The sequence below is a fragment of the Rhizobium sp. CB2179 genome (genome assembly GCF_057653455.1).
The window spans coordinates 241,250-258,785 of sequence record NZ_JBYGKR010000004.1 but is presented as its reverse complement, the minus strand read 5'-3'; the positions used below and the strand labels follow the sequence as shown (position 1 = coordinate 258,785).

General features: G+C 60.7%; 17 protein-coding genes. 7 read left to right on the top strand and 10 right to left on the bottom strand.

Annotated elements, in window-relative coordinates; translation table 11 throughout:
* Positions 1-38: 38 nt before the first annotated feature.
* Positions 39-287 carry a type II toxin-antitoxin system ParD family antitoxin gene (locus AC244Q_RS32790; RefSeq protein ID WP_128405792.1) on the bottom strand — a complete coding sequence of 83 codons (249 nt, stop codon included), beginning with the start codon at positions 285-287 and terminating at the stop codon, positions 39-41.
* Between the two features lie 206 nt (positions 288-493).
* Between AC244Q_RS32790 and yghU the strand changes: the two genes are divergently transcribed.
* Positions 494-1,369, top strand: coding sequence for a glutathione-dependent disulfide-bond oxidoreductase (yghU, locus tag AC244Q_RS32785; protein WP_128405793.1), 876 nt, complete (start codon positions 494-496; stop codon positions 1,367-1,369).
* 85 nt (positions 1,370-1,454) lie between these two features.
* Here yghU and AC244Q_RS32780 read toward each other — a convergent pair whose 3' ends face one another.
* From AC244Q_RS32780 to AC244Q_RS32760, 5 genes are read right to left on the bottom strand one after another with little or no spacing between them, the layout of a single operon-like run.
* On the bottom strand, positions 1,455-2,969 hold the full coding sequence (locus AC244Q_RS32780) for an ABC transporter substrate-binding protein (protein WP_128405794.1): 1,515 nt from the start codon (positions 2,967-2,969) through the stop codon (positions 1,455-1,457).
* A 19-nt stretch (positions 2,970-2,988) separates the two neighbouring features.
* On the bottom strand, positions 2,989-4,698 hold the full coding sequence (locus AC244Q_RS32775; protein ID WP_128405795.1) for a dipeptide ABC transporter ATP-binding protein: 1,710 nt from the start codon (positions 4,696-4,698) through the stop codon (positions 2,989-2,991).
* Positions 4,695-5,546: an ABC transporter permease gene (locus AC244Q_RS32770; RefSeq protein WP_128405796.1), complete on the bottom strand. Its 852-nt coding sequence runs from the start codon at positions 5,544-5,546 to the stop codon at positions 4,695-4,697. Before AC244Q_RS32770 ends, AC244Q_RS32775 begins: the two co-directional genes overlap by 4 nt.
* Complete coding sequence (locus AC244Q_RS32765; protein WP_003549356.1) at positions 5,543-6,481, bottom strand: ABC transporter permease; 939 nt, start codon at positions 6,479-6,481, stop codon at positions 5,543-5,545. Before AC244Q_RS32765 ends, AC244Q_RS32770 begins: the two co-directional genes overlap by 4 nt.
* A gap of 51 nt (positions 6,482-6,532) precedes the next feature.
* Entirely contained in the window at positions 6,533-7,423 is an 891-nt protein-coding gene (locus tag AC244Q_RS32760) for a proline iminopeptidase-family hydrolase (protein WP_017997160.1), read from the bottom strand.
* A gap of 160 nt (positions 7,424-7,583) precedes the next feature.
* On the opposite strand from AC244Q_RS32760, the gene AC244Q_RS32755 reads away from it, so the two are divergent.
* The 4 genes from AC244Q_RS32755 (at position 7,584) to AC244Q_RS32740 (ending at position 11,295) form a co-directional block, all read left to right on the top strand.
* A complete protein-coding gene (locus AC244Q_RS32755; protein ID WP_028743398.1) occupies positions 7,584-8,381 on the top strand; it encodes a helix-turn-helix transcriptional regulator in 798 nt (265 codons plus the stop codon).
* Between the two features lie 65 nt (positions 8,382-8,446).
* On the top strand, positions 8,447-9,349 hold the full coding sequence (locus AC244Q_RS32750) for a proline iminopeptidase-family hydrolase (protein WP_113545376.1): 903 nt from the start codon (positions 8,447-8,449) through the stop codon (positions 9,347-9,349).
* Positions 9,350-9,440: 91 nt separating this feature from the next.
* Positions 9,441-10,298 carry a helix-turn-helix transcriptional regulator gene (locus AC244Q_RS32745; protein ID WP_128405797.1) on the top strand — a complete coding sequence of 286 codons (858 nt, stop codon included), beginning with the start codon at positions 9,441-9,443 and terminating at the stop codon, positions 10,296-10,298.
* Between the two features lie 94 nt (positions 10,299-10,392).
* Positions 10,393-11,295, top strand: coding sequence for an NAD(P)H-binding protein (locus tag AC244Q_RS32740; RefSeq protein WP_128405798.1), 903 nt, complete (start codon positions 10,393-10,395; stop codon positions 11,293-11,295).
* Between the two features lie 63 nt (positions 11,296-11,358).
* On the opposite strand, the gene AC244Q_RS32735 is transcribed toward AC244Q_RS32740, so the two are convergent.
* The 4 genes from AC244Q_RS32735 to AC244Q_RS32720 form a co-directional block, all read right to left on the bottom strand.
* On the bottom strand, positions 11,359-12,270 hold the full coding sequence (locus AC244Q_RS32735; protein ID WP_128405799.1) for an acetamidase/formamidase family protein: 912 nt from the start codon (positions 12,268-12,270) through the stop codon (positions 11,359-11,361).
* 318 nt (positions 12,271-12,588) lie between these two features.
* Complete coding sequence (locus tag AC244Q_RS32730; RefSeq protein ID WP_012760101.1) at positions 12,589-13,371, bottom strand: 3-hydroxybutyrate dehydrogenase; 783 nt, start codon at positions 13,369-13,371, stop codon at positions 12,589-12,591.
* The gene (locus AC244Q_RS32725) at positions 13,368-14,123 is read right to left on the bottom strand and encodes an acetoacetate decarboxylase (RefSeq protein WP_128405800.1); all 756 of its coding nucleotides are present in this window, start codon (positions 14,121-14,123) and stop codon (positions 13,368-13,370) included. The genes AC244Q_RS32730 and AC244Q_RS32725 overlap by 4 nt, the downstream gene beginning before the upstream one ends.
* Complete coding sequence (locus tag AC244Q_RS32720; RefSeq protein ID WP_128405801.1) at positions 14,113-15,249, bottom strand: DUF3734 domain-containing protein; 1,137 nt, start codon at positions 15,247-15,249, stop codon at positions 14,113-14,115. The genes AC244Q_RS32725 and AC244Q_RS32720 overlap by 11 nt, the downstream gene beginning before the upstream one ends.
* 477 nt (positions 15,250-15,726) lie before the next feature.
* On the opposite strand from AC244Q_RS32720, the gene AC244Q_RS32715 reads away from it, so the two are divergent.
* Positions 15,727-17,100 (top strand): ISNCY family transposase, encoded by a 1,374-nt coding sequence (locus AC244Q_RS32715; RefSeq protein ID WP_128405802.1) that lies wholly within the window; start codon positions 15,727-15,729, stop codon positions 17,098-17,100.
* A gap of 296 nt (positions 17,101-17,396) precedes the next feature.
* Positions 17,397-17,525 carry a hypothetical protein gene (locus tag AC244Q_RS32710; RefSeq protein WP_012760105.1) on the top strand — a complete coding sequence of 43 codons (129 nt, stop codon included), beginning with the start codon at positions 17,397-17,399 and terminating at the stop codon, positions 17,523-17,525.
* Positions 17,526-17,536 lie beyond the last annotated feature (11 nt).

Sequence of the window (17,536 nt, the reverse complement as noted above, 5' to 3'; positions counted from 1 at the left end):
CAATATCGGTTTCCGCAGCAGGAGAAATATGATGCCTGTCATTTCGCCTCGAATGCCGCACGTTTGCGAGCGTTGAACGCATCGAAATCAAAGGGCGTGGCAGGGCCGGATTCCTCGCCTTCAATCAAGGCGTCCTGTAATGCCTTCACTTTGGCTTCGTGTTCTTCAAGTAGGCGAAGGCCGGCCCGAACAACGTCTGTGGCTGAACCATAGCGGCCAGCCTGGACTCGCGTATCGATGAAGCTGGTGAAATGCTCGCCGAGCGATATCGACGTATTTCTGGCCATGCTGAACCTCCTTTAAGCCAATATACAATTTGGTACATAACAAAACCCAGTCTTCACAGCGTGAATCTGATCCCTGGCCAACTCTGACGATTGTGTGAAACCGCGCCAACACCTCTGACAAAACCTCACCGCCTCTGCTATGTCAGGAAAAATGCGGCGGCCCACCGGCGTCGCGCGCTGTCCGACCAATGCCAGGAGTTTGAAAGATGAGCGGTTCTTCCGAATATACACCCCCGAAAGTCTGGACCTGGAACAAGGCGAATGGCGGCCAATTCGCCAGCATCAATCGCCCGATCGCGGGGCCGACGCATGACAAGGAGCTTCCGATCGGCCGTCATCCGCTGCAGCTCTATTCGCTCGGCACCCCGAACGGCCAGAAGGTCACCATCATGCTCGAGGAGCTGTTGGCTCTCGGTCATAGCGGTGCCGAATATGACGCCTGGCTGATCAAGATCGGCGATGGTGACCAGTTCGGAAGCGGCTTCGTCGCGGTCAATCCCAATTCCAAGATACCGGCGCTGATGGACCGCAGCGGATCAAAACCGATCCGCGTCTTCGAATCCGGTGCGATTCTCACCTATCTCGCCGAGAAGTTCGGCGCCTTCCTGCCGACGGAACCGAGCGAGCGAGCCGAATGCCTGTCATGGCTGTTCTGGCAGATGGGAAGCGCGCCCTATCTCGGCGGCGGTTTCGGCCATTTCTACGCCTATGCGCCGACGAAGATCGAATATGCGATCGACCGCTTCGCCATGGAAGTGAAGCGTCAGCTCGACGTGCTCGATCGTCGCCTCGCCGAAAGCGAATATCTGGCAGGCAGCCAATATACGATCGCCGATATTGCCGTCTGGCCCTGGTATGGCGGCCTGGTGAAGGGCTGGACCTATGGTGCAGCAGAGTTTCTGCAGGTCGAGGACTATAAGAACGTGCTGCGCTGGGCCGACACCATCCACAGCCGGCCAGCCGTGCAACGCGGCCGGATGGTCAACCGCCTCTCCGGCGAGCCCTCGAGCCAATTGCATGAGCGCCACGACGCCAGCGACTTCGACACCAGGACGCAGGACAAGCTCGCGGCCGCCGAGTAAGCAAGCGGCCCCAGCCTACGTGTCGCAGCAACAAATGATGCTCCGCCGCCCTGGAGGTGGCGGAGCATCTACATGCTGCCCGAACTCAGTTCTTGACCGTGTCTTCCAGGAAGAAGCGGCCGAGCGGGTTCTGATAGAAGTTCTCGATATTCTTGCGCGAGACGTTGATATAGGGGCTGTAATAGAGGTCGATCCAGTTGACGTCGTCCTTGGCCATCTTCTGCAGATCGACATACATCTGCTCGCGCTTCTTCGGGTCGAGCTCGAGACGCGCCTTGGCGACCAGTTCCTTCACTGCCTCGCTCTTGTAATTGGTCGAATAATTGTTGTTGGAATCGTGGCCGAGGACGAAGGTGGTCTTCTGGTCCGGATCGAGAATGTCGTTTGTCCAGTAGTTGACCGAAACGTCGTAGTCGCCAGCAACGATCATGTCCCATTCCTGGCTCGGGTCGACCTTCTGCAGATTGGCGGTGATGCCGGCCTTCTGCAACTGCTGCTGGACCAGAACGGCCGTCTGTTCGTCGACTTCGTCGCCGGCACGGACCAGATAATTCAGCGTCAGGTCCGAGGCGCCGGCGGCCGCCAACAGCTCCTTTGCCTTTCCGGGATCATAAGGCCGCTGCAGATTGTCGGCATAATAATAGAGAGCGCCCTTTGGAATATAGGAGTTGGCGACCGTTCCCTGGCCGAAGGTGACGGTATCGACGATCGCCTTCTTGTCGATCGCGAGATCCAGCGCCTGGCGGACTTCCTTTTTGCCGAGCGCGCCATGCGCATGGTTGATCAGCAGATGATCCTCACGGGTCGAAGCGTCTATATCGACGTTGAGGTTCGGGTCCTTCTTCAGCTCCTCGACCCGAGAAAAGGGAACGAAGATCGCCGTATCCAACTCGCCGGCCTGGACGTTCAGCATGCGGGTATTGTCGTCAGGCACCGAGATCCACTCGACACCGTCGAGCTTCACCCGGTCCGCCTGCCAGAAATTCGGGTTCTTCTTCAGGATGACGCGGTCGCCGCGCCGCCATTCCTCGACGGTGAACGCGCCGGATGCGATCGGCTTTTCACCATAGGCGTCGGCGCCCAGCGATTCCATGCCCTTCTTGGAGATAACGGAGGCATTCGGCAGCGCCAGCGTCGAAAGGAACGGCGCGGACGGGTTCTTGAGCTTGATCGTCAGCGTATGCGCGTCGGTCGCCACGGCCGTGTCGATCACCTTGTAGGAATCGCTCCAGAGCGATGCAGCGTCATCGCGGATGCGCAACAGGCTGTAGGCCGCATCTTCCGCCGTCAGCGGCGAACCGTCGGAAAATTTCGCGTCGCGGATCTTGAACGTGTAGGTCAGTCCGTCATCCGAGGTGGTCCAGCTTTCGGCAAGGCCCGGCTCCAGTTTCGTGCCTGTCTTGTCGACGCGGATCAGCACGTCGTAGACGTTGGAGAACACCCAGTTGTCGATGTTCTGCGCGGTCTTGATCGGATCGAATGTCGTCGAATCCTCGCGGCGGCCGATGGTGAGTACACCGGCGGCCTCGGCATAGCTTGCGCTGAGCGTCAGACCGGCGAGCAAGGCTGCAAGCCCAATTGATTTCCACCTGTTTGTCATGAGTTCGTTCCCTTCGTTGTTATGGCATGCGTTTGATTGATTGAATCGGCATCGAATGCGGATCGTCCTTGCCGTCGGCGTCTTGAAGCAGCCGCTTGTCAGGATCGATGTCGGGAATGGCGGCGATCAGCGCCGCCGTATAGGGATGTTTCGGCCGCGCGAAGACCTCTTCGGAGCGACCTTCCTCGACGATCTCACCGCGGTACATCACGACGACGCGTTCGCAGAGATTGCGGACGATCGCGAGATCATGGGCGATGAAGATCAGCGTCAGGTTCATCTTCGCCGTGAGCTCGCGGAAGAGCTCGATGATCTGCGCCTGGATGGTGACGTCGAGGGCGGCCACGCATTCGTCGGCGATGATCAGCTTCGGATCGACGGCGAGCGCACGGGCGATGCCCGCGCGCTGGCACTGGCCGCCGCTCATGCTGCGCGGTTTGCGGCCGGCGAATTCGCGTTCGAGGCCGACGAGATCGAGCAGTTCGCCGATTCGAACAGGGATATCGGCCCTGGCGACCTTGCCCTGTACCTTCAGCACCTCGGCCAGCATCTGCCCGATCGTCAGCCGCGGATTAAGCGCATTATAGGGGTCCTGGAAGACCATCGCCGTCTCGCGCCTGAGCTTTGCCAGGCCAGCGCTTTTCTGTAGCGCCAGATCGACGCCGTCGAAGGTGACGTGACCCGAGGAAAGCGGTGTGAGGCCGAGCACGGCGCGGGCAAGCGTGCTCTTGCCGCTGCCGGATTCACCGACGATGCCGACCGTCTCGCCCGGCATGATCTGCAGGCTGACGCCGGCAACGGCGCTGACCGTCTTGGCACCGCCCCTGAGCAGGGCGCCGCCGGCTCTGAAGCGCACGTGGAGATCATCGATTTCGAGCAATGGTCTCGCCGGCTGGCTGGCCGCGGCAAGCTCGGGCAACGATGCTGATATCGCGCCCGGCAGGGAAGGGTGGCTGTTGATCAGGTTGATCGTATAGGGATGCTGCGGCCGCGCCAGGATCGTCCGCTTCGGCCCCTCTTCGATGAGCTTGCCGCCACGCAGCACGGCGATGCGGTCGCAAGTCTGGGCGACGATACCGAGATCGTGGGTGATCAGAATGATCGACAGGCCGCGCCGATCACGAATGTCAATCAACAGCCGCAGGATCTGCGCCTGGATGGTCACGTCGAGCGCCGTGGTCGGCTCGTCGGCGATCAGGATCTTCGGATTGCAGGACAGCGCCACGCCGATCATCGCCCGCTGCCGCATGCCGCCGGAAAATTCATGCGGATAGCTATCGTACTGGCGCTTCGGATCGGGGAAGCCCACTTGCGCCAGGATTTCCGTCGCCGCGATACGGGCCTCGCGGGCGCCGAGGCCCTGGTGATAGCGGATGCCCTCGGCGATCTGATCGCCGATCCGCATCACCGGGTCGAGATGGCTGGTCGGGTTCTGGAAGATCATGCCGATCTCGCCGCCGCGCACTTTCAGCATCTCGCCATCGTCGATCCGCATGAGGTCGCGCCCCTCGAGCAGCACGCTACCGCTTTCGATCTTCAGCAGCGAGGAGGGCAGCAGACGCACCAGGGAACGGCAGAACAGGCTCTTGCCTGAGCCGCTCTCGCCGACGAGACCGAGGATCTCGCCCTTGCCGAGGTCGAGCGAGACCGCATCGAGCAGCGTGCGCGGGCCGGAATCGACATGTGCCCTGACGGTGAGATCACGGACGGACAGCACGGAGCCGCTCATTCATGCACCCCCAGCAGTTCGCCGAGCGCATCGCCCAGCATGCTGAAGCCGAAGGCGAGGCAGACGATGGACAGGCCGGGAAATAGCGTGATCCACCATGCCGTGGTGATGAAGCTCTGTCCTTCCGCGACCATGACGCCCCATTCGGCGATCGGCGGCTGGACGCCGAGGCCGAGATAGCTGACGGCAGCGCCGCTGAGCAGCACCAGCGTCGCATCGGACATCGAAAAGACGATCGAGCCGGCAATCGCGTTCGGCAGCAGGTGGCGGAACATGATGCGCGGGCGGCTGAAGCCGAGGCTGACGGCGGCAACGGCATAGTCGCTGCCTTTCAGCACCAGCATCTGCGCCCGGATCAGCCGCGCATAGGAGACCCAGCCGACCAGCGCCATGGCGATGTAGAAACTGCCGAGGCCGGGGCCGAGGATGGCGATGATCGACAGCATCAGCACCAGGAAGGGGAAGGCGAGGATGATATCGACGAGGCGCATGAACAGCGCATCGACGATCCCGCCGAAAAAGCCGGCGATCGTGCCGACCGTCGTGCCGATCACGAAGGGGAAGATGACGCCGATCAGCGCCATCTGCAGGTCGAGGCGGGCGCCCCAGATGACGCGGGAAAGGATGTCTCGGCCGAAATTGTCGGTGCCGAAGGGATGCAACAATGACGGCGCCTGCAGGCGCACCTCGGCATTCTGCATGATCGGGTCGTAGGGCGCGACGATGGGCGCGCCGATTGCCACCAGCACGAAGAACAGCAGCAGGCCGGCACTGAGCAGAAGCATCGGCCGCCGGCCGAAGAACCGGCGCCAGCCGGGGGATGCGGGGGCGGTCGCCTCGATGCTCATAGCTTCACCCTCGGATCGACGGCGACAGTGACGATGTCGGCGATGAAGTTGATGAGCACGGTGGCGCAGGCAAAGACCATGGCGACGCCCTGCACCACCATGTAGTCGCGTGAAAAGATCGCCCTGACCAGCAGCTGTCCCATGCCGGGCAGCGCAAAGACGCTCTCGACCACCACCGTGCCGCCGATCAGCCAGCCGATATTGACGGCGAGCAGGTTGATCGTCGGCACCAGCGAATTCGGCAGGACGTGCCGCCAGAAGACGATACCTTCGGGCATACCGCGGGCGCGCGCCGCCGTCGCGACATCCGACTTCAGCTGCTCGATCATCGCCGCCCGCAGGCTGCGCGTCAGCACCGTCGAAAGCGATAGCGCGACGGTCAGGCTCGGCAGCACGAGATGCGATAGCTTTTCGCCGATCGTCGCACCATAGCCCGAAACCGGCAGCACGCCGAGTTCGACGCTGAACAGGATGATCAGCATCAGCCCCAGCCAGAAGGGCGGAAAACCGATGCCGAAGGTCGAGACGATGCGCACCGCATGATCCGGCGCCCGGCCGGCATTGCGTGCGGCGATCGCCGACATCGGTACCGCGATCAGGACCGAAAGCACGACGCTGGAGACGACGAGCGCAAGCGTCGGCTCGATGCGGGTGACGATCAGCTTCAGCACGTCGATCTTGTAGAGGATCGACTTGCCCATCTCGCCATTGGCGAGGTTCTTGAGGAAATAGACATATTGCAGCCACATCGGCTGGTCGAGCCCATACTGGGCGCGGATACTGGCAAGGGCCGCCGGCGTCGCGCGCGTGCCGAGGATGTTGCGCGCCGGATCACCGGGGATCAACCGGACCAGAATGAAAGTGATGACGCTGATGCCGAAGATGACGGGCAGGAACTGCAGCGGTCGCGTCAGAACGAATTTATAGCGATGCATGACGGCGATCGCCCCTTTGTCTTCGTCTTGTTCGGTCCGCTTCCTGTTGCATCAGCCTGCCTCGTGCCGGGCGAGAAAATCGAGAAGCGCCGGATAATAATCCTGCGGGTTCTCATAGAACGGCATGTGGCTGGCATTGGCAAATACCTTCAGCTCGGCATTCGGCAGCGCAAGCTTCATCCTCAGCGCACAGGCCGGCGTCAGCTCGTCATGTTCTCCCGTCGTGATGAGCACCGGCAGCGTCAGCCGCGGCAGGTCGGGTATACGGTTCCAGTCCTTGAGGTTGCCGATATAGAGAAACTCGTTCGGCCCCTGCATCGTCTCATAGGGCGCCATGTTCCAATCGTCGAGCGAGCGGCGCACCGGCGCCGGCCATTCCGGCAGACGGCAGACATGGCGGTAGTTGAGGATGGTGACGGCGGCGAGATATTCCGGATGATTGTAGGTGCCTTGCGCCTCGTGCTTCTGCATCATCGAGACAGTTTCGGGACCGAGTGCCGCGCGCAGCCGTTCCAGTTCCGAGATCAGATGCGGCATATCGGCGACGGTATCTTCGAGGATCAGCGTCTTGAGGTTTTCGGGATAGGTCAGCGCGTATTCGATCGCCAGCCAGCCGCCCCAGGAATGGCCGAGCATGTGGACCTTGCCGAGCCCCAGCGCCTTGCGCACCGTCTCCGTCTCTTCGACATAACGGCCGATCGTCCAGAGCGAGAGATCGTCCGGCCGGTCGGAAGCGCCGGTGCCGAGTTGGTCGAAGGCGACGACGCGATAGCCCTTGTCGATGAGACAGGAATGCGCCTCGCGCAGGTAATCGCAGGGCAGACCCGGCCCGCCGTTCAGGCAGAAAACCGTCTCGCTGCCGGTCCCGAAACTATAGGCAACGACGCGATAGCCATCGACATCGATCTCGAATCGCTCGTCCGGCCGTATTTCACGCCACATTGATCGCTCCGGCAGAAGATTTCCCTTGCTCAATATTTGGGCACGGCTAAATTTTTACCTTAAACCGCATTCAGTGCCAGCTATAAGAAGTGATAGGGTGGGCCGCAATGCCGAACCCCGGGAGCAGCCCATGCTTGACGACCCCATTCGTGACGACCCCATTCTTGACGATATCGGAACGATCAGACGGCAGTTTACAGCGCACGAAACGCTTGATGGACGCATCGACCAGGCCTTCGAGGCGATGAAGCAGATCGGCTTCGAGGCGCTGATCTACGACTATACACCGGTGCCTTACGATCTCGACGGCGCGATCATGATACCATCGCTGCTGAAGCTGCGGAATATCTCCGACGATATGCACGATTACTGGTTCAATCGCGGCTATTTCCGTATCGATCCGGTGCAGCAGGTGGCGCTGCGCACCTCCGCGCCCTTCTTCTGGAACTACGACCCGGACGCCGACACGCTGATCAACCGTTTCATGACCGAAGACACCGCGCCGGTGACGCGCTATTTGAGCGAACGCGATATGTCGACCGGCGTCACCGTTCCGGTTCATATGCCACGCGGCGACTATGCGACCGTCACCGGCATCCGCTTCGGCCGGAACAAAGATTTCGAACGGCACGCACTGCGCTATATCGCCGACTTCAACCTGCTTGCCCATGTTTTCCATGAGACCGCCTATTCGCTTTTCGACACGCGGGCGAAGAGCGTCGGCACGATCCGCCTGACCGAGCGGGAACGTGAATGCCTGCGCCATTCGGCGGAAGGTTACTCCGCCAAGGAAATTTCCCGCATCATCGACCGTTCGGTACCGACCGTCGTGATGCATCTGAACGCCGCGACAAAGAAACTCGGCGCCCGCAACCGAACCCAGGCCGTGGTGCGCGCCACCCATTACCGCCTGCTCGAAGACCGGCCTACCCATAATTGGCCACCCTATAACTTGTGATAGCTGCCTTCACCGTTGCCGCCGCGTTATGCTTTTTTTCATGACGCCAAGAGATGGAGACACCGGTGGGCGAAGTCACGACCAAAGAAGCTTACCTGCCCTTTCGCGACTATCGCACCTGGTATCGCGTCACCGGTTCGCTGGAGAGCGGCAAGCTGCCCCTCGTCGTCGCCCATGGCGGGCCTGGCTGCACCCATGATTATGTCGATTCCTTCAAGGATATCGCCGCCCTCGACGGCCGTCCGGTCATCCATTACGACCAGCTCGGCAATGGCAATTCCACCCGACTTCCGGAAAAAGGCCCGGATTTCTGGACGGTCGGCCTGTTCCTCGAGGAGCTGGACACGCTACTTTCCCATCTCGGCATTCGGGATCGTTATGCCTTCCTCGGCCAGTCCTGGGGCGGCATGCTCGGCGCCGAACATGCGGTGCGCCAGCCGCAAGGTCTGAAGGCGCTTGTCATCGCCAACTCGCCGGCCAACATGCACACCTGGGTTTCGGAGGCGAACCGGCTGAGGCAGGAACTGCCGAAAGAGGTGCAGGACACGCTGCTGAAGCATGAGCTGGCGGGAAGCCTCACCGATCCGGACTATATCGCCGCCTCACGCGTCTTCTATGACCGCCATGTCTGCCGCGTGGTGCCGTGGCCGCCTGAAGTGGCGCGGACCTTTGCAATCATGGACGAGGACAACACCGTCTACCGCAACATGAACGGCCCGACCGAATTTCACGTCATCGGTACGATGAAAGACTGGACGATCGAGAACAGGCTGGACCGCATCGAAGCCCCGACGCTGCTGATCTCGGGAAAATACGACGAGGCGACGCCCCTGGTGGTAAGGCCCTATCTCGAACGCGTTCCGGGCTGCGAATGGGTGCTCTTCGAAAATTCCAGCCATATGCCGCATGTCGAGGAAAAGCAGCTTTGCCTGGCGACCGTTTCCGGTTTCCTGTCCCGGCACGACTGAGAAAAATCGTTCCCGCCGACAGCACCATTTCTTGCCGCGGAGGTGACGCTTGAGATAGTCTTGGTCCCATTCGAGCGAACGGAACGGACCGATGAACGATCATTCGCCGACAGGAAGTGCCACAATCCTCGCAACGAGCAGGGGGCGCGGCTGGCACGGTCTGGAGGCTGAGCTGCTACGCATTCCGCCCGGCAGCACGCATATTTCAGGCACGCCCTACCATCGTCTCGGGGTCCACGTCGGCCGGCCGGTGCGGGCGCAATGCCGCTGTGACGGGCGGGAGCATCGCCGACTGCAGAAGCATGGGGATATCGACGTGGTGCCAGCCGGCCTCGATGGCGTCTGGGAGGACGACCGCGAATGCATGATCCTGCGACTGAAGATCAGCAAGGATCTTTTCCATCGGGCCGCCATCGACCTCGGCCGCGACCCCGCGACGGCAATCGTGCCGCAATTTCAACTCCGTGATCCGCGGCTCGAGGCAGTCGTCTGGGCCTTGAAAGCGGAACTCGAAGCGAATGTGCCGTCCGACAATCTCTACGCCGATACGCTGGCGACGGCCCTCGCGCTCCGTCTGGTCGAGGCGGGCAGCGGCAGCTCTCGTCCAGTGGATAGCGGCAGAGCGCTCTCGCCCCGTCAGAAGCGGATGCTTGCCGACTACATCGAGGATAATCTCGACACGTCGCTTTCGCTTGCAGACCTGGCGGGTCTTGCCGGACTGAGCCTCTCGCATCTGAAGACGCAGTTTCGAAACAGTTTCGGGATGCCGCCGCATCAATATGTGATGCACCGCCGGATCTCGCGTGCCGATGCACTGATCCGGAGCTCCAGCCTGCCGCTGAGCCAGATCGCGCTGGAAGCAGGCTTCGCGCATCAAAGCCATATGGCAAACAGCATGAAGCGGCTGCTTGGCATCAGCCCCGGCACCATCACCCGCTGGCGCAATTGAAAAAATTGGCCGATCCTGCAACGGATCGGCCGAATGCGCAGGCAATGCCCCTTAGCGCCAGTGCATCATCCTTCGACTGCGAACAGACGAAGGAATGATCATGTTTGTCATCTTCGGCGCCACCGGCAAGGTCGGCAAGGCAACGATAACAAGACTTTCAGCCGAGGGCGCGCCCGTGAGGGCAGTGCTCCGTGATCCCGCCAAGGCCGCACCCCTTGCGGCGCTCGGATGCGAGATCGCCATGGCCGAGGTTGGCGATTCCGATGCCATGGCGCTCGCGATGAGAGATGCGGCGACTGTACAGCTCATCTGCCCGATCGACCCTCGCGCCGCCGATGCCAGCCTCCAGATGCTGCAGTCGATCGAGCGGATGGCGGAGGCGATCGACGCCGCCCGGCCGCCGCGCGTCCTGGCGATCTCGGATTACGGCGCGCATCTGACGATCGACACCGGCATTACCAGCCTGTTCCGAGCGATGGAAGAGCGGTTCCAGCAGTGCAGCACCAGGATGGTCTTTCTGCGTTCGGCCGAACATATGGAAAACTGGGCACGCTACCTGAAGATCGCCAATGAGACCGGCATAATGCCGAGCATGCACCTACCGTTGTCGCGACCTTTCCCGACCGTCTCAGCCGCCGATATCGGCGATATGGCCGCCGACCTTCTACTGACCGGCGAGGGTTATCGCTCTTCGCCACGGATCGTCCATGGTGAAGGGCCGCGCGAATACACGGCGCTCGAGATCGCGGCAGCCTTGGGGCGGTTATTGACCCGGCGCGTCGTCGCACGCGAACTGCCGCGTGCCGATTGGCTGGCAACGCTGATGCGCGCAGGACTCTCGGAAAGTTATGCCGAGCTGATCGTCAGGCTCAGTGACGCGCACAACAAGGGCCTGATCGGAGCCGAAGCCGGCATCGGCGAAATCCGCCGTGGCCGCACGGAGCTTTCCGCTGCCCTCGAAACATTTCGTCCTGACGTCGGGCAGGCTGTGTTGTGATAGTCTCAATCACGTGACGCATGAAGAGGAGTCCGGCCGGGGACGGCCGCTCCCGAGAACCTTCTATCCGCGAACCAGCCATTTCTTGGCAACGCGGCAAGCCATCGTATAGGCCGGGTCGAAGACGTTGCCGACGTCATAACGCACCACCTGGCCGAGCAGATGGCTGGCCGCCGTCCTGTCCAGCCCATAATCCGATGCCAGCCAGGTCAGCATTTCGCTGGTCGCGTGCTGGAGCGCTTGATCGAGTGGCCGGGCGTTGCCGATGGTGAAGATGTCTTCGGCGGTTTCCCCGCGCGGCCAGACCAGTCCGGCCTTCTTTTCCACCGTCAGCCGCACCGTGACCTCGAACGTCGTCTCGATGCCGGTTCCGACGATCTCGCCATCCCCTTGCACGGCATGGCAGTCGCCCAGAAAGAACAGGGCGCCGTGGGCCGCTACGGGCAAGCGGAGGGTGGTGCCGGGGCCGAACAGCCGATAATCCATGTTGCCGCCATATTCGCCGCTGGTCGCGGTCGATATCGCCTGGCCGAGGCTGGGCGCCACGCCGAAACAGCCGATCATCGGGGCGAGAGGCAGAACGAAATTTTCAAGACCTGCAACCGGTTCGGAAAGCCGGACGGTCAAGTCTTCGCGATCGATCGCCCAGATGGCGATGTCGCGCGGCGGCAGGTCGCGAACCGCCTCGGGATCGACCACATTGGCCGCGACGACGCTGCGGGTAAACCCCGTGTCCCTGGTCGGGATCATGCTGATGATCTCGACCTTCAGCGCGTCCCCGGGCTCGGCACCTTCCACGAAGATCGGGCCGTTCATCGGATTGGGCCCGGATGCCTGCTTGGTGCCGTCCTTGTCATGCCCGGCGGCGTCGAGCGTCTCGGTAACCACGGTATCGCCGTCGGCGATGTGCAGGGCCGGCGGAAGAGAGCCGATGACATTGTGAAAGCTCGTCGGAATGAAGCGGTGAGTGGTCATGAAAATACAGCTCTCGCTCGTTTCGAATGTCATGAGCCTGCGGCTGAACTGCCCGGCGGAGAGAATTCGAGACTACTGCATAATTGCTTAAACCGGAATCGACTTAAGGATAAATTATGCAGCAATTCAAAGTGCTACAGCATCCTTTGCGCGTCTTTTCCGACACGCGGCGCTATAGATCAGAGATTGCCGCCACTGACGAAGTCGGGAGCGCCGAAGCCGCCGTCCAATCCATTTTGCGTCGTCGGTCCGATCACGGATGCGACCATCGACGAAGTGGATAGCCGCCTACCCAAATACGATGCCTCAGCGCGACCGTTACTGCATGTACCAGCCATGGCTGACGACGAGTGACTGGCCGGTGAGAGCATTGGTTTCGAAACCGGCAAAGAGCAGCGCCACTTCGGCGACATCGTCGACCGTCGTAAACTGTGCATCCACCGTGCCGCCGAGCATTACCTTCTTGATGACCTCGTCTTCGGAAATTCCGAGTTCCTTTGCCTGTTCCGGAATTTGCTTGTCGACCAGCGGCGTCCGGACGAAGCCGGGGCAGATGACGTTGGCACGCACGCCATCCGGTCCGCCTTCCTTGGCGACCACACGAGCAAGGCCGAGCAAGCCGTGCTTGGCGGTGACGTAGGCCGATTTCAGCGGCGAAGCCTCATGCGAATGCACCGAGCCCATATAGATGATCGCGCCGCCCTTCTGCGCTTTCATGTGGGGAACGCAAGCCTTGGTGGTGAGGAACGCGCCATCGAGATGGATGGCAAGCATCTTCTTCCAGTCGGAAAAGGCGTAGTCCTCGATCTTGTTGACGATCTGGATGCCGGCATTGGAGACGAGCACGTCCACCCGGCCCCACTTGGCTACGACGGCGGCGACGCCGGCGTTCACGGCTTCCTCGCTGGTCACGTCCATCGCAAGACCGATCGCCTCGCCCGGGCCGGCAGCCGTCAGATCCTTGGCCGCCGCTTGCGCCGCCTCGAGCTTCAGGTCGGCAATGACGACCTTGGCACCCTCTGAAACGTATTTCCTTGCGATCGCCAGCCCGATACCGCTGGCCGAGCCCGTGACGATGCAGACCTTGTCCCTGAGCTTCATGGTTTGGACTCCCTATTTTGCAAAAAATCATGGACCACTTCGCCGAGGCCCAGCGTCAGGTCCGAGAGAATATGGATGGCGGATTTGACCTCAAGCACCGGCAGGTCGGCGACCGGCGCCAGCGCATGCGGAAACAGCGCCAGGGCGCCCGGACCTTCCCACGCGCCTTTCACCGTCAAATCCTCCAGATAGTAGCGCACCAGTTCGCAGATGCGCGGTGTGCAATCGACATGTGGAATGATCTTCAGCATGAAATTCGGCTGCTTCAGGCTTTCGAGGGTTTTCGCCTTGTCAAGTGTTCGATGCTTGAAGCCCATCGTTGCGGTGGCGACGCGCTGACCGCCATAGTCGAGCGTGCCGACCAGCGCATCCTTGACGGATGTCAGCGACGGCTCGGCCAGTTTCTTCGGAAAGCCCCAAATCTCGCGGCCACCGGCGATCGGCGCGTCGTCGTTGAGGTACATAGAATGCACGTAACCGCCGTGTACGCCTTCATAGGTCACCGGGATGACCTGGCCGGATTCGGTATAGTCGCCAAAGCCGGTCGAGTCCGGCATGCGGATGAATTCGTACTTCACCAGCGGCTCATCGAACTGCAGCGGCTCCGGCACGACCCGGCGCAGGGCCTCCGGATCGGTGCGATAGGTGATGATCATGTATTCGCGATTGACGAACCGGTACGGCCCTGGCGGGTAGGATGGACTCGTCAGCGGCATGGCAAAGGCATTACGAACGACATCTTCAATTTTCATGGTTTTTCCCACGCAGGCGTTGCTCGGCAAGGTCGAAAATCCGTATCCCATTGTTCGGACGCGTTCGGTTGAGCCACTCTGGATGGTTTAGCGTCTCGACCACATCGTCATGGCCGGCCTTCCAGTGTTCCTCCACGGAGAGCCGCGAAAACTCATAGTCCTTGGATCCGGTTTCGTAGGCGGCACGCCTATAGATCAGGTGCACCATGGTGACGGCGCAATCATTGCCGATCCTTTCAAGAAGCTTCGCATCAGGATCGTCCTTCAGCTCAGGCGGCAGCTTTTCCATCAGCCGCTTGGCCGCCATGCGCACCGACTGAAGCTTGCGGAACTGGTCGGTGTTGAGCCGGGTGCGGCTGGAAAAACGGATTTCCTTCTCGCGGGCATCGACGTCAAAGACATCCTTGGGCAGCACGCCCTTGGCGCTGAACAAATCGACCTGGAAGATGCAGAGATCTGTCTCCAACTCGCTACCACCGAGAATGCGCTGCAGCGGCGTATTGGAAACGATACCTCCATCCCAATAATAGCGGCCGTCGATCTCGACGGGCGCAAAACCCGGCGGCAACGCCCCGGAGGCGGCCACGTGTTTGGGCGAAAACGCGCAATCGCGGTTGTCGAAATAATTGAAGTTGCCGCTAACAACGTCGACTGCGCCGAGGCTGAGACGGATGGCACCTGAATTGATCAGGTCGAAATCGACCAGACCGGCGAGGGTCTCCTGCAACGGCGCGGTGTCGTAAAGGCTGATCGCGGCCATCGGGTCGCCCGGGATGTTCCATGGCGCAAAGACGCGCGGCGTGAAAAAACCGGGAACGCCGGTCAAAGACCCCAGAAAAGCGGAGGATTCGTTGAACCATTTGCGCATCGCATTGCCATTGCCGAGAAAATGGCCGGGCAGGCCGGACGATACCCGATGCCAGAAGGTCCTGAGGTTATCGACACGCTGATCGACGGGGCTTCCGGCAATGATGGCTGAGTTGATCGAGCCGATGGATATCCCGGCCAGCCAGTCGGGGCGGATGCCAGCCTCATGCAAAGCTTCGTAAGCGCCGGCCTGGTAGGCACCCAAAGCACCACCGCCCTGAAACACCAGCACGGTTTTCTCTGTCGGAATAGTACTCACGGGACGCTTTTCCTTAAATGCTGCAGCTGCTAACAAATAGCACAGGGAAGGCCATCGAGCTGCACAGGGCAGATTAAGTTTTAGTAATGCAGAAAAGCTTCTTCAGTAATCGTATTCTAAGTTATTTCAGAGGCTTGCTAGTCAAAAGCTGCGCATTCGTCGCAACCATTGAAGCATTTAGTTAGTCCTGCCGAGGGCATCTTGCAATGCAACAAAATGTGACAACGTTGGCTGTGTGGAGGTGTAGACTGCGAATTCACCCACGCCAGGCCAATCCCTCATTTCAGGCTTGCTACGCCGTTCGACCAGCGTCGTCAGCTGGTTCAATCAACGAAGTCTCGCTTCGAGACAGGAGCAATCTTATGTTCCATAATAACTATTACGCCACAATTTATTGTAGCCGCAAAGTTAAAGTGTCCTGTTTCTGCAAAGTTGGAATGTCACTCTCCCCTTGTTTGATGACCTGGGAGATTGCGGATGGGACTGATTGCGATGAGCGAGCGTGATCTGCAGCGGATCGAGATTCTATCGAATGTGATCGCCGGCCGGATGACGATGGTGTCGGCGGCACATGTGCTTGATCTGAGTACGCGCCAGGTGCGTCGTCTGCTGGAGCGGATCAACACGGGTGGTGCGGCGTCGATCCGGCACAAAGCGATCGGCCGACCGTCGAACAACCGGATCAGCGACGGGGTTCGGGATTACGCCGTGACGCTGGTTGGCGAACGCTATGCAGACTTCGGACCAACCTTGGCGGCCGAGAAGCTTGCCGAGCGCGATGGGTTGCGGGTGTCGCGCGAGACGTTGCGCAGCTGGATGGTGGATGCGGGCCTGTGGCTCTCGCGCAAGCAGCGGCGGACGTTTCATCAGCCGCGCTTGCGGCGTGAAGCCTATGGCGAGTTGGTGCAGATTGACGGGTCCGAGCATCGCTGGTTCGAGGACCGCGGTGATCCATGCTCGCTGCTGGTGTTCGTCGACGATGCGACGGGCAAGCTGATGCAGTTGCGGTTCGTGCGCTCGGAAAGCGCCTTCAGCTATTTCGAGGCGCTGGCGCTTTACCTGCGCGATCACGGCGCGCCTGTGGCTTTCTACTCCGACAAGCATTCGGTGTTCCGGGTGGCGAAGAAGGAGGCCAAGGGTGGCCAGGGCATGACCCAGTTCGGGCGGGCGCTTTGTGAGCTAAACATCGAGATTCTTTGCGCAAATTCGAGCCAGGCGAAGGGTCGTGTCGAGCGGATGAACCGGACGTTGCAGGATCGACTGGTCAAGGAACTGCGGCTGGCGGGGATTTCCGGCATGGACGACGGCAACGCTTTCCTGTCCGGTTTCATTGAGCGCTACAATGGGCGATTTGCGATTGTCCCTACCCGGTCCGATAATCTGCATCGGCCGATGAATCTTGCGTCGGACCGGCTGAAGGAGATCCTGTGCAAGCGTGAGCAGCGCTATGTCGGATCGCAGTTGACGTTCTCGTTCGAGCGCCAGCGGATCATGCTGGAAGAGAGTGATGTGACGCGTGGCCTGGTTGGCCGCTATGTCGAGACCTATGCCTATGCCGATGGCCGGCTGGACGTGCGCTGGAAAGGTCATTCCCTGCCCTACAAGACGTTCGACAAGGACCAGCGGGTGACGCATGCGGCGATCACCGAGAACAAGCGGCTCGGCGATGTCCTGGCCTATATCAAGGAGCGTCAGGAGCAACTGCCGGCGCCCAAGGTCAGGACCAACAGCGAGAAGAATGGCTACACGCCGCGGGGCCGCAAGCCGGGTCGGAAGACGGATTTCATGAACGATCCCGCCGTCATTGCCCGACGGCGACAAGCGCTCTCTGACCTCGATGCGGCGGAATGACTGGCTGCTCCAACTGTCAAAGCTAAAGCCGAAGGGGAGCATCTCACCCGCCCCCTCCCTTCCCTTGCAACCGGGTCCAGCCGGTCTGGTCGGGGGCTTGCCTTAGCGCAAGTGGACATGCCGAGTGTCGCATTTCTAAATAGCTGAAGACGCGCCCAAAGTGACACTTCTACTTTGCACACAAACGGACATTCCAACTTCCCCGCCACATTTATGTAGCCGCAAAGTTAAAGTGTCCTGTTTCTGCAAAGTTGGAATGTCACTCTCCCCTTGTTTGATGACCTGGGAGATTGCGGATGGGAATGATTGCGATGAGCGAGCGTGATCTGCAGCGGATCGAGATTTTGTCGAAGGTGGTCGACGGACACATGACAATGGTAGCGGCAGTGCATGTGCTCACTCGGGATCTCGCCGGGGCGAACTGATCCGTCACATC